Here is a 13,563-nt window from a genome sequence, read left to right on the forward strand (position 1 = left end):
TGGGGCTTCCCAAGGTGGGCTGGGTCACGTATCTTCCAGAAAAGTGAATCCAGTTCACGTACCTGGGAGTAACCGATGCGCCGACCGATCGTCGCCACCGCCGTAGCCGGACTGGCAGCGGCGTTCGTCGTCACCATCCCCACAGCCCAAGCCGCCCCTCAGACCTACCTGATCGGCCGAGGCATCTCCGACGTCACCGGCCCGGCGGCCGAGAACGGCATGATGGGCTACTCGGCCTTCGACCAGAAGACCTCCGGCATCCACCAACGCCAACGGTCAAGGGCCTTCATCGCCGTAGACCAGTCCACGGGCAAGCGAGTCGCCTACGTCAACGCTGACCTCGCCATGATCTTCCGCGCGGTCCAGGAAGGCGTCCTGGCCAAGCTCAAGCCCCGCTACGGCGACCTCTACACTAAAGAAAACCTGCTGCTCTCAGCCACGCACACGCACTCGGGCCCAGGCGGCTACTCCCACAACCTCGCCTACAACCTCTCCATCCTCGGCTTCCAAGAGCAGACCTTCAACGCCATCGTCGACGGCATAGTCGAGTCCGTGGTGGAAGCCCACAACGACCTGAAACCCGGCACGATCTCCCTCGGTCGCGGCGAACTCACCAACGCCAGCGTCAACCGGTCGAGAGTCGCCTACGAGGCGAACCCCGCCGAGGACAAGGCGAACTTCCCCAACGCGATCGACCCCGCGATGACCGTCCTGCGCTTCAAGCAGGGCGCGACCGACGTCGGCTCCATCGCCTGGTTCGCCACCCACAACACCTCGGTCACCAACGAGAACACCCTGATCACCCCGGACAACAAGGGTTACGCCGCCTATCAGTGGGAACACGACCACAAGGGCGTCCGCTACCTCGACAACGACCCGAACGCCTTCGTCGCGGCCTTCCCGAACACCAACGCGGGCGACATGTCGCCCAACCTCAACCTCCGCCCCGGATCCGGCCCGACCGAGGACGAGTTCGAGAACACCCGCGTCATCGGCGAACGCCAGAACGCCAAGGCGCAAGAGGTCTACAACGGTCCGCAGACCCCGCTGTCCGGCAGTGTCGACTACCGGATGCGTTTCGTCGACATGTCCACTGTGGACGTCGAGGGCCGCTACACCACCGATGGCACACCGAAGCGCACGTGCCCGGGTGTCGTCGGCGCGTCCACGCTCGCGGGCAGTGTCGAGGACGGCCCGGCCATTCCCGGCTTCACCGAGGGAATGACCTCCCCGATCGCCGCGCTGCTGGAGCCGCTGAACGTCGCCGTGCCCGAGTGGGTCAAGGGCTGCCAGTACCCGAAGGCGACGCTGGTGCCGACCGGCCTCATCCAGGCCACGCCGAACATCCTGCCGCTGCAGATCGTCAAACTCGGTCAGCTGCACCTGGTCGCGATGCCCGCCGAGGTGACCATCGTGTCCGGCCTCCGCATCCGCCGGACCGTCGCCGCCGAACTGGGCGTGCCGATCGAGAACGTGCTGATCCAGGCCTACGCAAACGACTACAGCCAGTACGTCACCACGCCCGAGGAGTACGACAAGCAGCAGTACGAGGGCGGCTCGACGCTGTTCGGCCGCAACACCCTGCCCGCCTACCAGCAGGAACTCGCCAAGTTGGCTCAGTCGCTCAAAGCGGGCACCGCGCTCGCGGCGGGTCCCACGCCGGGCAAGCCGCCGTTCACCGACCTGAACCTGCAAACCGGGGTCGTGTTCGACGACAAGGACCTGTTCCAACGGTTCGGCCAGGTCCTGACGCAGCCCGCCGCGGGCTACCAGCGCGGCCAGACGGTCACGGCCAAGTTCGTCACCGGGCACCCCAAGAACAACCTGCACCGCAACGGCACCTTCATGGAGGTCCAGCGCGAGATCGCGGGCCAGTGGGTGCGCGTGGCCGACGACGGGGACTGGTCGACCCGGTACCGGTGGGCGCGGGTCGGCATCGCCAACTCGGAGGCGACGATCACCTGGGACATCCCCGCGAACACCCCGCCCGGCCGCTACCGGGTCGTGCACCACGGCGACTGGAAGAGTGGTTGGACCGGCGCCATCACCCCGTTCACCGGAACCACCGATCCGTTCACCGTGAGCTGATGGGATGCCGAACGTGAAACGAATTCTGCTCGCCGCGGCGGCCCTGCTCGCCGTCGCCACGCCCGCGCACGCCGCCCCGGCCTCGACGGTGTCGGTGCTGGCGTTCAACATCTATCAGCTTCCCCGCGTCGCCGACGGCGACGTCGCGGCCAAGGAGAGGCGCGCGAAGGACGCCGAGGCGGCCATCCGCGCCGCCGACGCCGACGTGGTCATCCTGTCCGAGGCGTTCAGCGCCGAGGCGGAGTCCCTGCGCGGCAGGCTGGCCGATCGGTGGCCGCAGCAGACGCCGCTCGTCGGCCAGTACTGCTCGACGTCGCCGGGCTGGACCACGGTCAACGGCAACTGCTCGAACAGTCTGGTCGTCGTCAACGGCGGCGTGACCGTGCTGAGCAAGTATCCGATCACCGCCAAGCACCAGCTGGTCTATCGCAATTCGTTCTGGCCGACCGCCGACTACTACTCGAACAAGGGCGCCGCCCTGGTCCGTGTGGTCAAGGACGGCCGCGCGGTGTGGGTCGCCGGGACGCACCTGCAGGCCGACCAATCGCCGTTCTCCATCGCGAAGTCGCACGAGGTGCGGATGGGCCAGCTCGGCGAACTCCGTGCGCTCGTGGACAAGTACGCCCCATCGGGTGAACCGGTGATCGTCGGCGGCGACCTCAACGTCGAGTACTGGGCGGGCAAGTCGCGGCTGGACAGCGCGGGCCGCACCCAGGTCGAGCAGGCGTCGGCCGCTCTGGGTGGCCCGATCGTCGGCGCCACCGTGCAGGGCCACACCTACGACGGTGTCACCAACTCGATCGCCCGCGCCAACGGCGGCGCCACCTACCGCGACGTCCTCGACTACATCGGCGCCACGGCGTCGGCGGGCAGGCCGCTCGCGTCGGTCGGGACCGTGCGGACGCTGGGATTCGGCCAGGGTGAACCGTCCGACCACTACCCGGTGTTCGCCTCGGTCTCGTACTGAACCCGGTCAGCGCTCCAGTTCCACCGGGCCCAGACCGAGTCTGCCGTCGATGACGACGACGGCCGCGACCCCGAGCAGCGCCAGTACCGCGATGAAGAGCAGCGCCTTGACCAGTGGCCGCCATGTCCCCTGCAGGACGCGGTAGGCCAGTCCCGGCCAGCTCTCCGGATCGGCTGTCTTGGCGTCGGCCCGGTGGTCCGCACCGCCCGCTGAGTCTTCTATCGTCATGGTGCGGACGACCTCACTTTCTTGGCACACGCGAGTTCGTGCGGCTCCGCACCCGAGGCGGCCCTCTGTTCCAGCAGGGGGCCGCCTTTTGCGTTCAAGGCCGGTCGACCGCAGATGCACGTGCATTTGCACGTGCAGCAGATAGTACCGGGACGGTCACCGACCGACAACGAAGCCGCGCCTACGGCACCTGGACGGGTTGCCGTTCCCGCAGGTACGCGCGGGCGATCACCGCGATCACCAGGGTGTCGAGCAGGGCGAACGCGAACAGCCCCACCGACCCGGTGCGGATGCCGCGCACCACCTCGTAGCCCACGAACAGGGAGAGCGCGGCGCACACCGCCGGATACACCGCGACCATCCGCCGGTGCAGCGCCCACGCGATGCCGAGTTTCACCAGGCCGTGCGCCAAGAGGAACACGACGGCGAACGTGCGGCCCTCGGCGAGGCTGTAGGCCGCGCGGGACAGGTGGTGGGCGAGCGTGCCGTTGTGGTCGCCGACCAAGTCGCGACTGATGACGGCGTTGGCCGCGCCGGTGATGACCGCGGGTGGGACCGCCGCCAGCAGCAGAGCGGCGAGCACCTGCAGACCGCCGTCGAGCGCCTTGGCGAGCACCGCGAGGCGAAGCAGGATTCGGTTCACCCGGTCAGGATGCCCCGAACCTCAGTCCAGGCGCTGCGCGAGAACCTGCCCGTGCCAGTTCTCCTTGACCGTGAAGGTCTCGGTCGGGGTGAAGCCGTTGCGCACGTAGTAGGCGACGAGTTCGCCGTCCGCGCCCGCCCAGCAGTCCACGCGCAGCAGGCCGATGCCCGCGGCCCTGGTCTGCTCGCGGGCGAAGTCCAGCAGCTCGGAGCCGACGCCGCGGCCGGTGAACTTCCGGGCGGTGATCAGCAGGCGGACGTAGACCTCCGGCTCGTCCACCGCCGGAATCCACTCGGGCGGCGCGTCGAGCAGCAGCGCGCCCGCGGGCTCGCCGTCGACCTCCGAGATCCACAGCCCCGGGTTCTCCGACATCCCGCGCACCCGCTCGACCTGCGCGGGCTGCGTCGAGAACGGCTCGGTTCCCCACTGGCCGGGCTGCCCTCTGGCGACCATCCACTCGACGGCGCCGTCGAAGAAGCCGAGGAGGGTGTCGAAGTCGGACGGGCGGCCTGGGCGGATCATCGGGGTTCCTTCCGTTGGATGGTGTGCCTCGTGGGCGGTGCGGTCGTGGGGTCCTCGGGCCAGCGGTGCCGCGGGTAGCGGCCCCGGAGCTCGGCGCGTACCTGGGGATATCCGGTGGTCCAGAAGCTCTTGAGATCACCGGTGACGGCGGTCGGGCGGCCTGCGGGGGAGAGCAGGTGCAGGACGACCGGCACTCTGCCGTCGACCACGGTCGGGCTGTCCGTCCAGCCGAACACCTCTTGGACCTTCACCGGCAGCGCGGGCTTGTCACCGCTGTAATCCACCCGAACGCGTGAACCGGACGGCACCTCCAGCCGCTCGGGGACCAACTCGTCCAACCGCGAGGCGGCAGGCCACGGCAGAAGCGCGCGCAAGGCGTCCGTCATGTTGAGCCTGCCGAGATCGGCGCGGGAGCGGGCGGAGCCCAGCCAACTGTCGGCGGCGGCCAAGAGGGAGTCGTCGTCGACGGCGGGCCAGGGGTCGCCGAGGACGCGGTGCAGGAGCCCGAGCCTGGCGCGGAGGGAGCGGGCGCCGTCGCTGAAGTTCACGAGGGTGAGGCCGTGTTTGCGGAGACCCTCTTTGAGGGCTTGGCGGACGGCTTCGGCTGGAGGGTTTTGGAGGGGACGTTCGTGGAGGGTGATCGCGCCGAGCCTGCGGACCCGACGGGCGCGCACGTCATCGACCCAGACGACCTCGTCGACCGTGCTGACCAGGGCGGGAGCAGCGGTCACGGCAAGCTCTTCATCCGCCCGCGCGGCGAGGCGGACCCGGCCGTGGGCGGCGCCGGGCGTCCGATCGGCGACGGCGACGGCGAGCCATTCGGGATCGCCCAGGCCGCTGCCGGGCGGCAACTCGACGGCGGTGCCACCCGCCATCAGGTAGACCTGCGATCCCTTGCCACGCCGACGGGCGAGCCGCTCGGGATGCGCGAGGGCGATGAGCAGGGCGGGATCGACCTTGCCGACACCGCTCGCCGCTGTGTGCGGCCTGCCGTCTCCCGATTGGGTGAGGCTGCCCGCCTCCAAGTTCGTGCCGTCTCCCCGTCTTCGCGAGTCGGCCGGATCGGCGCCCGCCAGCCGGGCCAGCCTGCTCACTTCCTTCCGCCACCGCGCCGACTTCGGCGTGCCCGACCGCAGCGCGCGCAACCCGCTGTCCAAGTCCGTCGAGTCGACCAACGTGTCGTCGTCCAGTACCGCGACCACCTCCGCGGCCGCCCGCGGCCCGAGTTCGGCGGCGCCGTCGAGCAGGGCGCGGGCGATGCGCGGGTGCAGGCCGAGCCGCGCGATCGCGGTTCCGCGCGCGGTGACCGTGTCCCCATCCAGGGCGCCGAGCGCGCGCAGGGTCTCCTGGCCTGCGGTCAGCGGACCGGCCGGCGGTGCGTCCCACCAGCGCAGGGCGCTGCCGTCGGGGGTGCCCCAGCAGGCCAGTTCCAGGGCGAGCCGCGTCAGGTCGGCGGTGCGGATCTCCGGCTCCGGGTAGCGGGGGAGCGTCGCGTGCTCGTGCTCCGGCCAGCAGCGATACACCCGCCCCGGCGCCTCGCGGCCCGCTCGGCCCGCGCGCTGGTCGGCCACCGCCGCCGAGACGCGGACGGTCACGAGCCCGGACAGTCCGCGCCGATGATCGACCCGCGACACCCGCGACTGCCCGGCGTCCACCACGGCCCGCACCCCGGGCACGGTCAGGCTGGACTCGGCGACGGCGGTGGCGAGCACGACGCGCCTGCGTGGGCCGGGGGTCAGGGCGGTGTCCTGGTCGGCGGTGGGCAGGCGGCCGTGTAGCGGCAGCACGTCGGCGTCGAGTCCGGCGAGCGCGGTGGCCACCCGGCGGATCTCGGCGGCGCCGGGTAGGAACACCAGCACGTCACCGTCCCCTTCGGACAGTGCGGCCCTGGTCGCCCGCGCCGCGCACGCCTCGATGCGCTCGCCTCGCAACGGTGGCAGGTAACGCGTCTCGACGGGGAACGTGCGCGCGTCGACCCGGATGATCGGCGCATCGCCGAGCAGCGCGGCCAGCCGGTCCTCGGCGACGGTGGCCGAGGTCGCCAGCAGCCGCAGGTCCGGCCGCAGCCCGTCGCGCGCGTCGAGGAGCAGGGCCAGCAGCAGGTCGGCGTCGAGGTGGCGTTCGTGGCACTCGTCGAGCAGCACGGTGTCCACACCGGACAGCTCAGGGTCGGATTGCAGGCGCCGCACCAGGAGCCCGGAGGTGACCACCTCGATCCGGGTGTCCTTCGACACCTTCCGGTCGCCGCGCACCGCGTACCCGACGGTCTTGCCGACCGGCTCGCCCAGCAGCGACGCCATCCGCGCGGCGGCGGCCCGGGCGGCCAGCCTGCGCGGCTCGGCGACCACGACCTTGCCGGACTCGGCCAGGGCGATCGGCACGAGCGTCGTCTTGCCGGTGCCCGGGGGCGCCACGAGCACCGCCGTGCCGTGCCCGAGCACCGTGCGGGTGATCTCGGGCAGCGCCGCGCGCACCGGGAGGTCCATGCCCCCAGCTTCTCAGGCTGCACTCAGCGTGAGCCGGTAGCGTCCGCCCCGTGACCAAGGCGTCCGTGCTGGACGGCATCGGCACCCTGCTCCGACTCGGGCTCGCGGCCGTGTGGCTGGTCTCGGGGTGGATCAAGGTGAGTGATCCCAACCAGACCTTCATCGCGGTGCAGGCCTATGACGTGTTGCCGGGACCGCTGGTCAGCGTGGTGGCCGCGGGCCTGCCGTTCCTCGAGCTCGCGCTCGGGGCGCTGCTGCTGCTCGGGTTGGGCACCCGCCTGGTCGCGGTGGCCTCGGCCCTCCTGCTGCTGGCGTTCATCGCGGGCGTCGCGCAGTCGTGGGCCCGCGGCCTGAGTATCGACTGCGGCTGCTTCGGCGGCGGCGGCCCGGTCGCCGAGGGACAGACGAAGTACCCGCTGGAATTGGCCCGCGACATCGGCTTCCTGGCGATGGCGGTGTGGTTGACGGTTCGACCCCGAACCTGGCTGTCGGTCGACGGCCGGTTCATGAACGCGAGTTAGGAAGGTTCAGGCAGGTGGGTGGAGCGGAGCGCAGCGCTCGCAAGCGGAAGCAGACGGCCCCTTCGACGGTGGCGGCGGCCCGTGCGGTCGGGCCGGACCGGAGCAAGATCATCCTCGGGGTGGTGGCCGTGGTCCTCATCGCGGGCGCGGTCATCGGTGGGGTGATCTATACGAACAACCAGAAGAACGCCACCCAGGACAAGTCCATCAAGGTCGCCACGGTGTCCATCGACGCCCCGGTTAAGCGCGACGGCGGCGTGATCGAGGTCGGCAAGGACATAGCCAAGGCGACCCTGGACGTGTACGAGGACTTCCTCTGCCCCATCTGCGCCCAATTCGAGCACCAGTTCGCCCCGGCGATCGAGGGCAAGATCGCGGACGGGACGCTGAAGGTGCGGTATCACGTGGTCAACCTGCTGAACAACCGATCGGACCCCGAGGGCTACTCGACAGACTCGGCGAACGCCGCGCTGCTGGCCGCGGACGAGGGCAAGTTCCTGTCGTTCCACAAGAGCTTGTTTGAGGACCAGCCCGCGGAAGGCGCGCGCGGGTGGACGAAGGACCAACTGATCGAGTTGGGCAAGGCCGTGGGCTTGACGTCGCCTGCGTTCGCGGACGGGGTGCGGTCGGGCAAGTACGACTCGCTGGTCAGCTCGGAGTACCAGAAGGCCCGGACCGACCCGGCGCTGCAGCAGGACTTCGGCAATGGTCAGAAGGGCTTCGGCACCCCCACCCTGGCGACAGGTGGCAAGCCCATCGACACTTCCGACCCGAACTGGCTGGACAAGCTGACCGGCTGACCTGTTGACGCGGCAATCCGGTCGACGCGACTCGGGGGGCTCGCCGGACAGGCCGGGGTCGGATTCGCCGATCAGACCCCGGCCCGGCTGGCCGCCTGGTTCGGCAACCGTCCCGACCAAGCCCGGCCTGGCCGAGCGATCGCCCGTCGCGGCCCCAACTCGGCCTTCCCCGGCTGACCCAGCGCGATCGAGCGCCACCAGGGCACGGACCTCCCGGCCCTCCCGGCCCGGCGATAGTCCGGCGCCTCGGACTGGGTCGGCTCGGCGTCCCCTAATCGGCCCCACCCGGCAAGCCGGCGCGACCCGGTACGGCACGGCCCATTTCGGCCCTGTTTGCCTCAGCCTGGCTCGGCGTCGCCCGGGCCGGTACCGCCCGGAGTGGCCGAACCTAGGATCGCCAGTTCAGGCCGTCAGTCCAAGCCGGGCAGCGGCGCCTCACCTCCGGTCCACCGCGCCACTCGTCGAGCCTTCCCCACCTCAACGCGCGGCACGGTGCCCGCCGGAACAACCCGCACGTCACAACCGATGCCCAGCCGCTCCCGCAGCGCGCGGTCCAAGTCGCCGGCCGGGTCGCCTTCCGCTTCCACCGCCACTCGCAGCTCCGGCCGTGCCGGGTCGCGGCGGTCCTCGATGATCAGGTAGTGCGGGCCGACCCGGTCATCGGCGAGCAGCACGGCCTCGACCTCGGTCGGGAACACGTTCACCCCGCGCACCACCAGCATGTCGTCGGTCCGCCCGAGCAGCTTCGACATCCGCCGCAGCGTGCGCGGCGAACCGGCGACCGGGCCTGCCAGCGTCGCGACGTCGCCCGTGCGGTAGCGCAGCAGCGGCATCCCCGTCTTGGTCAACGTGGTGAACACCAGCTCACCAGGCGTTCCATCGGGTACAGGGTTGCCTTCGTCGTCCAGGCATTCGACGTAGAAGTGGTCCTCGGCCACGTTGAGCATCCCGTCCGAGTCCAGCGACTCGCACGCCACGCCCGGCCCGATGATCTCCGACAGCCCATAGATGTCGAGGGCCCGAATGCCCAGCAGCCGCTCGATCTGGCCCCGCATCTCCTCCGTCCACGGCTCCGCGCCGTGCAGCCCGACCTTCAGGCTCGTCGGCTCGACCCCCGCCGCGGCCATCGCCTCGCCGAGGTAGATGGCGTAGGACGGGGTGCACGCCAGCACGTCGGGCCGCAGGTCCTGGATGAGCCGGATCTGCCGGTCGGTCATCCCGCCGGACAGCGGCACCACCGTCGCGCCCAGTCGGATCCCGCCATGGTGGATCCCGAGCCCGCCGGTGAACAGTCCATACCCGTAGGCGTTGTGGATCACGCTGCGCTTCGTCGCCCCGGCCCCGCCGAGCGCCCGCGCCATCACCTGAGCCCAGATGTCCAGGTCCCCGGCGGTGTAGGGCACCAGCGTCGGCCGCCCGCCCGTCCCCGATGACCCATGGATGCAGACGATGTCCTCGGCGTCCGCGGCCCTCAACCCGTGCGGGTAGTGCTCCCAGAGGTCGTACTTGCGAACCGTCGGCAACCGCGGCAGATCATCAAGCCCCACATCCCCCGCGTGCCGCACTCCGCAGTCCCGCAGCCGCTGGGCCTGGATGCCACCGGCCTCCAGCAGCCGCTGGACAAGCTCACGCAGCCTGCGTTCCTGAACCTCACGACGCTGCCCGGGATCCATGCCCTCGGCCTGTACGTCCACCAACGGGACGACGCTGTCCAGTACGGTCACGATCACCGGTCTAACAGTCCGCGGGCGTCCTGTGAAGACCCCCGATTTCAACCCGGCGGACCGGGTGTTGTAACGTATGCGCAGCACGCCAGGGAGCCCCCTCCCGAACGTGACCGACCCGGGGCTGTGGCGCAGCTGGTAGCGCATCACACTGGCAGTGTGAGGGTCAGGGGTTCGAGTCCCCTCAGCTCCACCCTAGGGGTCTTACTAGAACACGGCACCGAAACAACGCCACGCAGTAGGACCTGGACACCGTTGGTAGCCACGGGGCCGCCTCCCTTTCGGGAGGCGGCCCTTTTGGCATTTCGGGGCCGGGTGTCCGTTCGTGGTTCCGGCAGAGTCACGTCGGTGGTCTGCCAGTCGCTCTGGACGGCGTGCAGGTGTGCGAAGGGCTCCCGGAGGCTGTGGTCGGCGATCTGGTCGTCATCGACGTAGATGCTGTGGAAGATCGCTTGGTTGAGCATGCGGCGTTGCTGTTCGTCGCATCGGCGGTAGAGCTCTTGGGGGTTCTCCAGCAGCGTGAGCGCGGCTTCGATGAGCCGAGCACTGTCGGAGAGGTTCTCGGTCGTGGTGGTGAGGCGTTCGGTCAGGCGTCGTCGCTGGCGAGCAATCTCGCGAAGCTTGGTCTTGATCTTCTCCTGCCCGATGGTGGAGTCGGCCGCCAGTTCGATGAGGTTCTCTTCGCGGGTGTCCAGGGCTTGCAACTCGGTGGTGAGTTGTTTGTGGAGCAGTCGCTCGGAGGCTTCTTGCTCGTCGATGGCGCGGGCGACCTCGGCGCGGACGGTGGCGACGAACTGGGCGCTGAAGCGGATCGTCGCGTAATGGTTTTCCACTGCGTCTTCGATGAGGGCGACGTTGATGTGCGGGGCTTCGCAGCTGCCGTTCTGCTTGTTGCGGCAGAAGAAGTAGGTGTATTCGCTGCCACGTGAGTTGACGGTGTGCTGGACGATCAGCCGCTGGGTGATGCCTGCTCGCTTGCAGCGTCCACAGAACAGCGAGCCCTTGAGGTAGTGGGGGTGCTCGCGGCGGCGTTCTCCTGCCGTGGAGCGGGATTCGAGGAGATCCTGGACGCGATCGAAGAGGTCATCGTCGATGAGCGGCTCGTGACGACCTTGGACCTCCTCGCCATCGACTTCCACGTACCCGAGGTAGTAGCGGTCCCGCAACATCATCGAGAGCTTGTTGATCGACACCTGCTTGGCGGGATGGCGACCGGTGGGCCGGGTGCGCAGGCCGCGATCGTAGAGCTCGTCGGACAGGTCTTCCAACGAGTAGTCACCGGTGACGTAGAGCTCGAAGGCAAGCTGGACAAAGGGAGCACGCTCGGGATCGACGGCGATGGTGCGGATCTCGCGGCCGTCGAACCGGTCGCGAACGTTGAGGTAGCCCAGAGGCGCGCGGCCGATCGTTCCGCCATTCTTGGCTTTCTGCTTCATCTTGTACGCGATGTCCGCGCCGGACTCCCGCGACTGGTACTCGTTGAAAGTCGCCAGGATGCCGTGCATGAGCTGACCGACGGGCGAGTCGTCGATCGACTCGGTGGCCGAGACGAGGGTGACGCCGCGTTTGCGGAGATCAGCCATGACGATGGCGTCGTCGAGCCGGTTGCGCGCCATTCGGGACAGCTTGTAGACGATGATGTAGTCGACGTCGCCGGCGTTGCGTACTCGCGTGAGCATCCGCTGGAACTCGACTCGCTTCGACATCTCGGTTGCCGTGCGACCCGGCTCGACGTATTCATCAATGATCGTCAAGCCGAGTTGCTCGGCCTTGCGCTGGCACTTGACGCGCTGGGCGGGTATCGAGATGCCTTCCGGGTCGTAGTCGTTCTTGACCTGGCCAGCCGATGACACCCGCAGATAGATCACTGCCCGGCTGCCCGGCTCGACTGCCTCGGCGACGGTCGACAGGACGGCCGGAAGAGCGCCATCCGCCAGCAACTCATCATCTCCCAGCAGTTCGTCGACGAGATCGTCGTACGCACTGGTCATCGCACACTCGCCTCGGTCGCCGAGTGCTCGGGCTCGATGAAAACGTCAACGAGGTGAAGGCCGAGCTGCTCGATAAGGCGTTGGCACGCCGCGCGCTGCGCCTCCAGGGAGGCGGCCGTGGCCGGGGCTTGTGATGCCACGCGCCGATAGGTGACGACCCGAAGCTTCGGCTCCACCGCGGTCGAGGCCGCCAATAGCACTGCGGGGGAAACACCCTCGCTCGAGTTGTCGGAAGGTTCTGCGGTCGCGCCGGTCATCCCACGCTCTTCTCGTCTAGTTCGGAATGGGAGATCGCCACAAATGGCTTTTGCCTCGAAAAGTGGGCATCTCCTTTTGTTTAATTCAAAATATTACCTCGATATGCCGCAGTTATTTACGCCGCTTCTGGGCGGTCGATTTTAGGTGCATCTTCGTCTTGTGTTGCTGTTGTTGCGAGACTGACGATGACTTTTGCGAGCTTGCGAATATCGGGTGGATCGTGGCGAATGCCTCGGATCACAACGCCTTGAGTATTGGCGGTGCGGCGGTTTCTCTGCCTTCTCTTTCTCTGCGGAGCCATAGTTCACCCCGCTGCGGAACTGGACGGCCGCGCGCCCTCGTTGTCCGCCGGACCGCGGAGGCTCCGGGCGGGGCCATCTCCGGTCGCCAGCAACCGCGTTGGCGAGCCGTTGGTTCGTGGTGACGAGCGGTCAGCCTGGAGCCTGCGGGCCGAGGTTAGGCGGGCCGCCACGAAGGTTGGCTGTTCCGGCCGAACGGGATAGCCCTCCCGCCGGAGTTCCTCGTTGACTTCCCGCTGTAGTGCGGTGATGGCCTCGATCGTCAACCCGTCCGGATAGTGGTTGGTGGCCATCACGCGGCCCTCCGGTGATCGGGCGACAGCGCATTCGCGGAGTCGCCTGCCTCGGCAGAGGCAGGGACACCCCACCAGCGACGGTCAGCAGCGGCGAACTCCTCGACGGTCACCAGCGGCGGGTGCACCCACACCTCCGACCAGACCCAGTCAGCTCGCGGAGTCGGCTTTCCGTGGTGGGTGCGCCCCCAGACCTGGCGGCCGAGGTACTTCGGGTTGCGCAGGATCGCCCGCACAATCGCCACCGTCCACACGCCGGGCTCGCCCGTCTCGGGGTCCAACGGCGCGGGGTAGCGGGACGCGGCGAGTCGGCGACGGATCTCCGTGGTGGACAAGCGATCCTCGCCCCTCCACACGAAGATCATCCGCACCGTGGACGCTTCGACCGGTTCGATGAGCAGCCGAGTGCGCCAGCGCGCTCGGCGGCCAGCCGGAGTGACCCGGACCCGCCGGGCGCGATAGCCATAAGGCACGTCTCCGGTGTTGAAACCGGCGCGCACCAATTCCTCGGACACGGTGCGAGCCGCAGCAACGTTTGCAGCGTGGTAGTCGCGCAGGACGTGCTGCCGCACGCGCCACGACGGCGTGGCGTCACCGCTGTCCGGCTCCGTCGCCGACCCGAACAGCCGGGCGCCCATCGCTGTGAGGCGCTGCCCGAAGGTCTGGCGGCCGGCGGTCGCAGCCCAACGCGGAATGCGGTCGCTGGACTCATCCTGCGCAGTGTTGTTCGAAGGCATGGCGGT

12 protein-coding genes and 1 tRNA gene are annotated in these 13,563 nt (G+C 69.0%); 5 read left to right on the top strand and 8 right to left on the bottom strand.

Features of this window, described 5'->3' with window-relative positions:
* The first annotated feature begins 75 nt into the window (after nucleotides 1-75).
* Nucleotides 76-2,088 carry a neutral/alkaline ceramidase gene (locus ACSHT8_RS28800; RefSeq protein WP_436494235.1) on the top strand — a complete coding sequence of 671 codons (2,013 nt, stop codon included), beginning with the start codon at nucleotides 76-78 and terminating at the stop codon, nucleotides 2,086-2,088.
* 13 nt (nucleotides 2,089-2,101) lie between these two features.
* Entirely contained in the window at nucleotides 2,102-3,055 is a 954-nt protein-coding gene (locus tag ACSHT8_RS28805) for a sphingomyelin phosphodiesterase (RefSeq protein ID WP_436494237.1), read from the top strand.
* Nucleotides 3,056-3,061: 6 nt separating this feature from the next.
* Here ACSHT8_RS28805 and ACSHT8_RS28810 read toward each other — a convergent pair whose 3' ends face one another.
* From ACSHT8_RS28810 to hrpB, 4 genes are all read right to left on the bottom strand, one after another.
* The gene (locus ACSHT8_RS28810) at nucleotides 3,062-3,283 is read right to left on the bottom strand and encodes a hypothetical protein (protein ID WP_436494239.1); all 222 of its coding nucleotides are present in this window, start codon (nucleotides 3,281-3,283) and stop codon (nucleotides 3,062-3,064) included.
* A gap of 181 nt (nucleotides 3,284-3,464) precedes the next feature.
* Complete coding sequence (locus ACSHT8_RS28815) at nucleotides 3,465-3,926, bottom strand: DUF2127 domain-containing protein (protein WP_436494241.1); 462 nt, start codon at nucleotides 3,924-3,926, stop codon at nucleotides 3,465-3,467.
* A gap of 21 nt (nucleotides 3,927-3,947) precedes the next feature.
* Nucleotides 3,948-4,448, bottom strand: a complete 501-nt coding sequence (locus tag ACSHT8_RS28820) for a GNAT family N-acetyltransferase (RefSeq protein WP_436494243.1) — start codon at nucleotides 4,446-4,448, stop codon at nucleotides 3,948-3,950.
* Nucleotides 4,445-6,934, bottom strand: a complete 2,490-nt coding sequence (gene hrpB / locus ACSHT8_RS28825; protein ID WP_436494245.1) for an ATP-dependent helicase HrpB — start codon at nucleotides 6,932-6,934, stop codon at nucleotides 4,445-4,447. The genes ACSHT8_RS28820 and hrpB overlap by 4 nt, the downstream gene beginning before the upstream one ends.
* Nucleotides 6,935-7,011: 77 nt before the next feature.
* Here hrpB and ACSHT8_RS28830 point away from each other — a divergent pair, with 77 nt between their 5' ends.
* Nucleotides 7,012-7,455, top strand: coding sequence for a MauE/DoxX family redox-associated membrane protein (locus ACSHT8_RS28830; RefSeq protein ID WP_436502213.1), 444 nt, complete (start codon nucleotides 7,012-7,014; stop codon nucleotides 7,453-7,455).
* 14 nt (nucleotides 7,456-7,469) lie between these two features.
* A complete protein-coding gene (locus tag ACSHT8_RS28835) occupies nucleotides 7,470-8,255 on the top strand; it encodes a thioredoxin domain-containing protein (protein WP_436494247.1) in 786 nt (261 codons plus the stop codon).
* A 410-nt stretch (nucleotides 8,256-8,665) separates the two neighbouring features.
* On the opposite strand, the gene ACSHT8_RS28840 is transcribed toward ACSHT8_RS28835, so the two are convergent.
* Nucleotides 8,666-9,979 carry a phenylacetate--CoA ligase family protein gene (locus tag ACSHT8_RS28840; RefSeq protein WP_436494249.1) on the bottom strand — a complete coding sequence of 438 codons (1,314 nt, stop codon included), beginning with the start codon at nucleotides 9,977-9,979 and terminating at the stop codon, nucleotides 8,666-8,668.
* A gap of 120 nt (nucleotides 9,980-10,099) precedes the next feature.
* On the opposite strand from ACSHT8_RS28840, the gene ACSHT8_RS28845 reads away from it, so the two are divergent.
* Nucleotides 10,100-10,172, top strand: a tRNA-Ala gene (locus ACSHT8_RS28845).
* Here the strand turns inward: ACSHT8_RS28845 and ACSHT8_RS28850 are convergent.
* From ACSHT8_RS28850 to ACSHT8_RS28860, 3 genes are all read right to left on the bottom strand, one after another.
* The gene (locus ACSHT8_RS28850) at nucleotides 10,126-11,970 is read right to left on the bottom strand and encodes a recombinase family protein (RefSeq protein ID WP_436502214.1); all 1,845 of its coding nucleotides are present in this window, start codon (nucleotides 11,968-11,970) and stop codon (nucleotides 10,126-10,128) included. The genes ACSHT8_RS28845 and ACSHT8_RS28850 overlap by 47 nt on opposite strands.
* On the bottom strand, nucleotides 11,967-12,227 hold the full coding sequence (locus tag ACSHT8_RS28855; protein ID WP_436494251.1) for a hypothetical protein: 261 nt from the start codon (nucleotides 12,225-12,227) through the stop codon (nucleotides 11,967-11,969). Before ACSHT8_RS28855 ends, ACSHT8_RS28850 begins: the two co-directional genes overlap by 4 nt.
* Before the next feature lie 592 nt (nucleotides 12,228-12,819).
* Nucleotides 12,820-13,557 carry a recombinase family protein gene (locus tag ACSHT8_RS28860; protein ID WP_436494253.1) on the bottom strand — a complete coding sequence of 246 codons (738 nt, stop codon included), beginning with the start codon at nucleotides 13,555-13,557 and terminating at the stop codon, nucleotides 12,820-12,822.
* Nucleotides 13,558-13,563: the final 6 nt, after the last annotated feature.

The sequence above is a fragment of the Actinokineospora sp. HUAS TT18 genome (assembly GCF_051364635.1).
Taxonomy (GTDB): Bacteria; Actinomycetota; Actinomycetes; order Mycobacteriales; family Pseudonocardiaceae; genus Actinokineospora.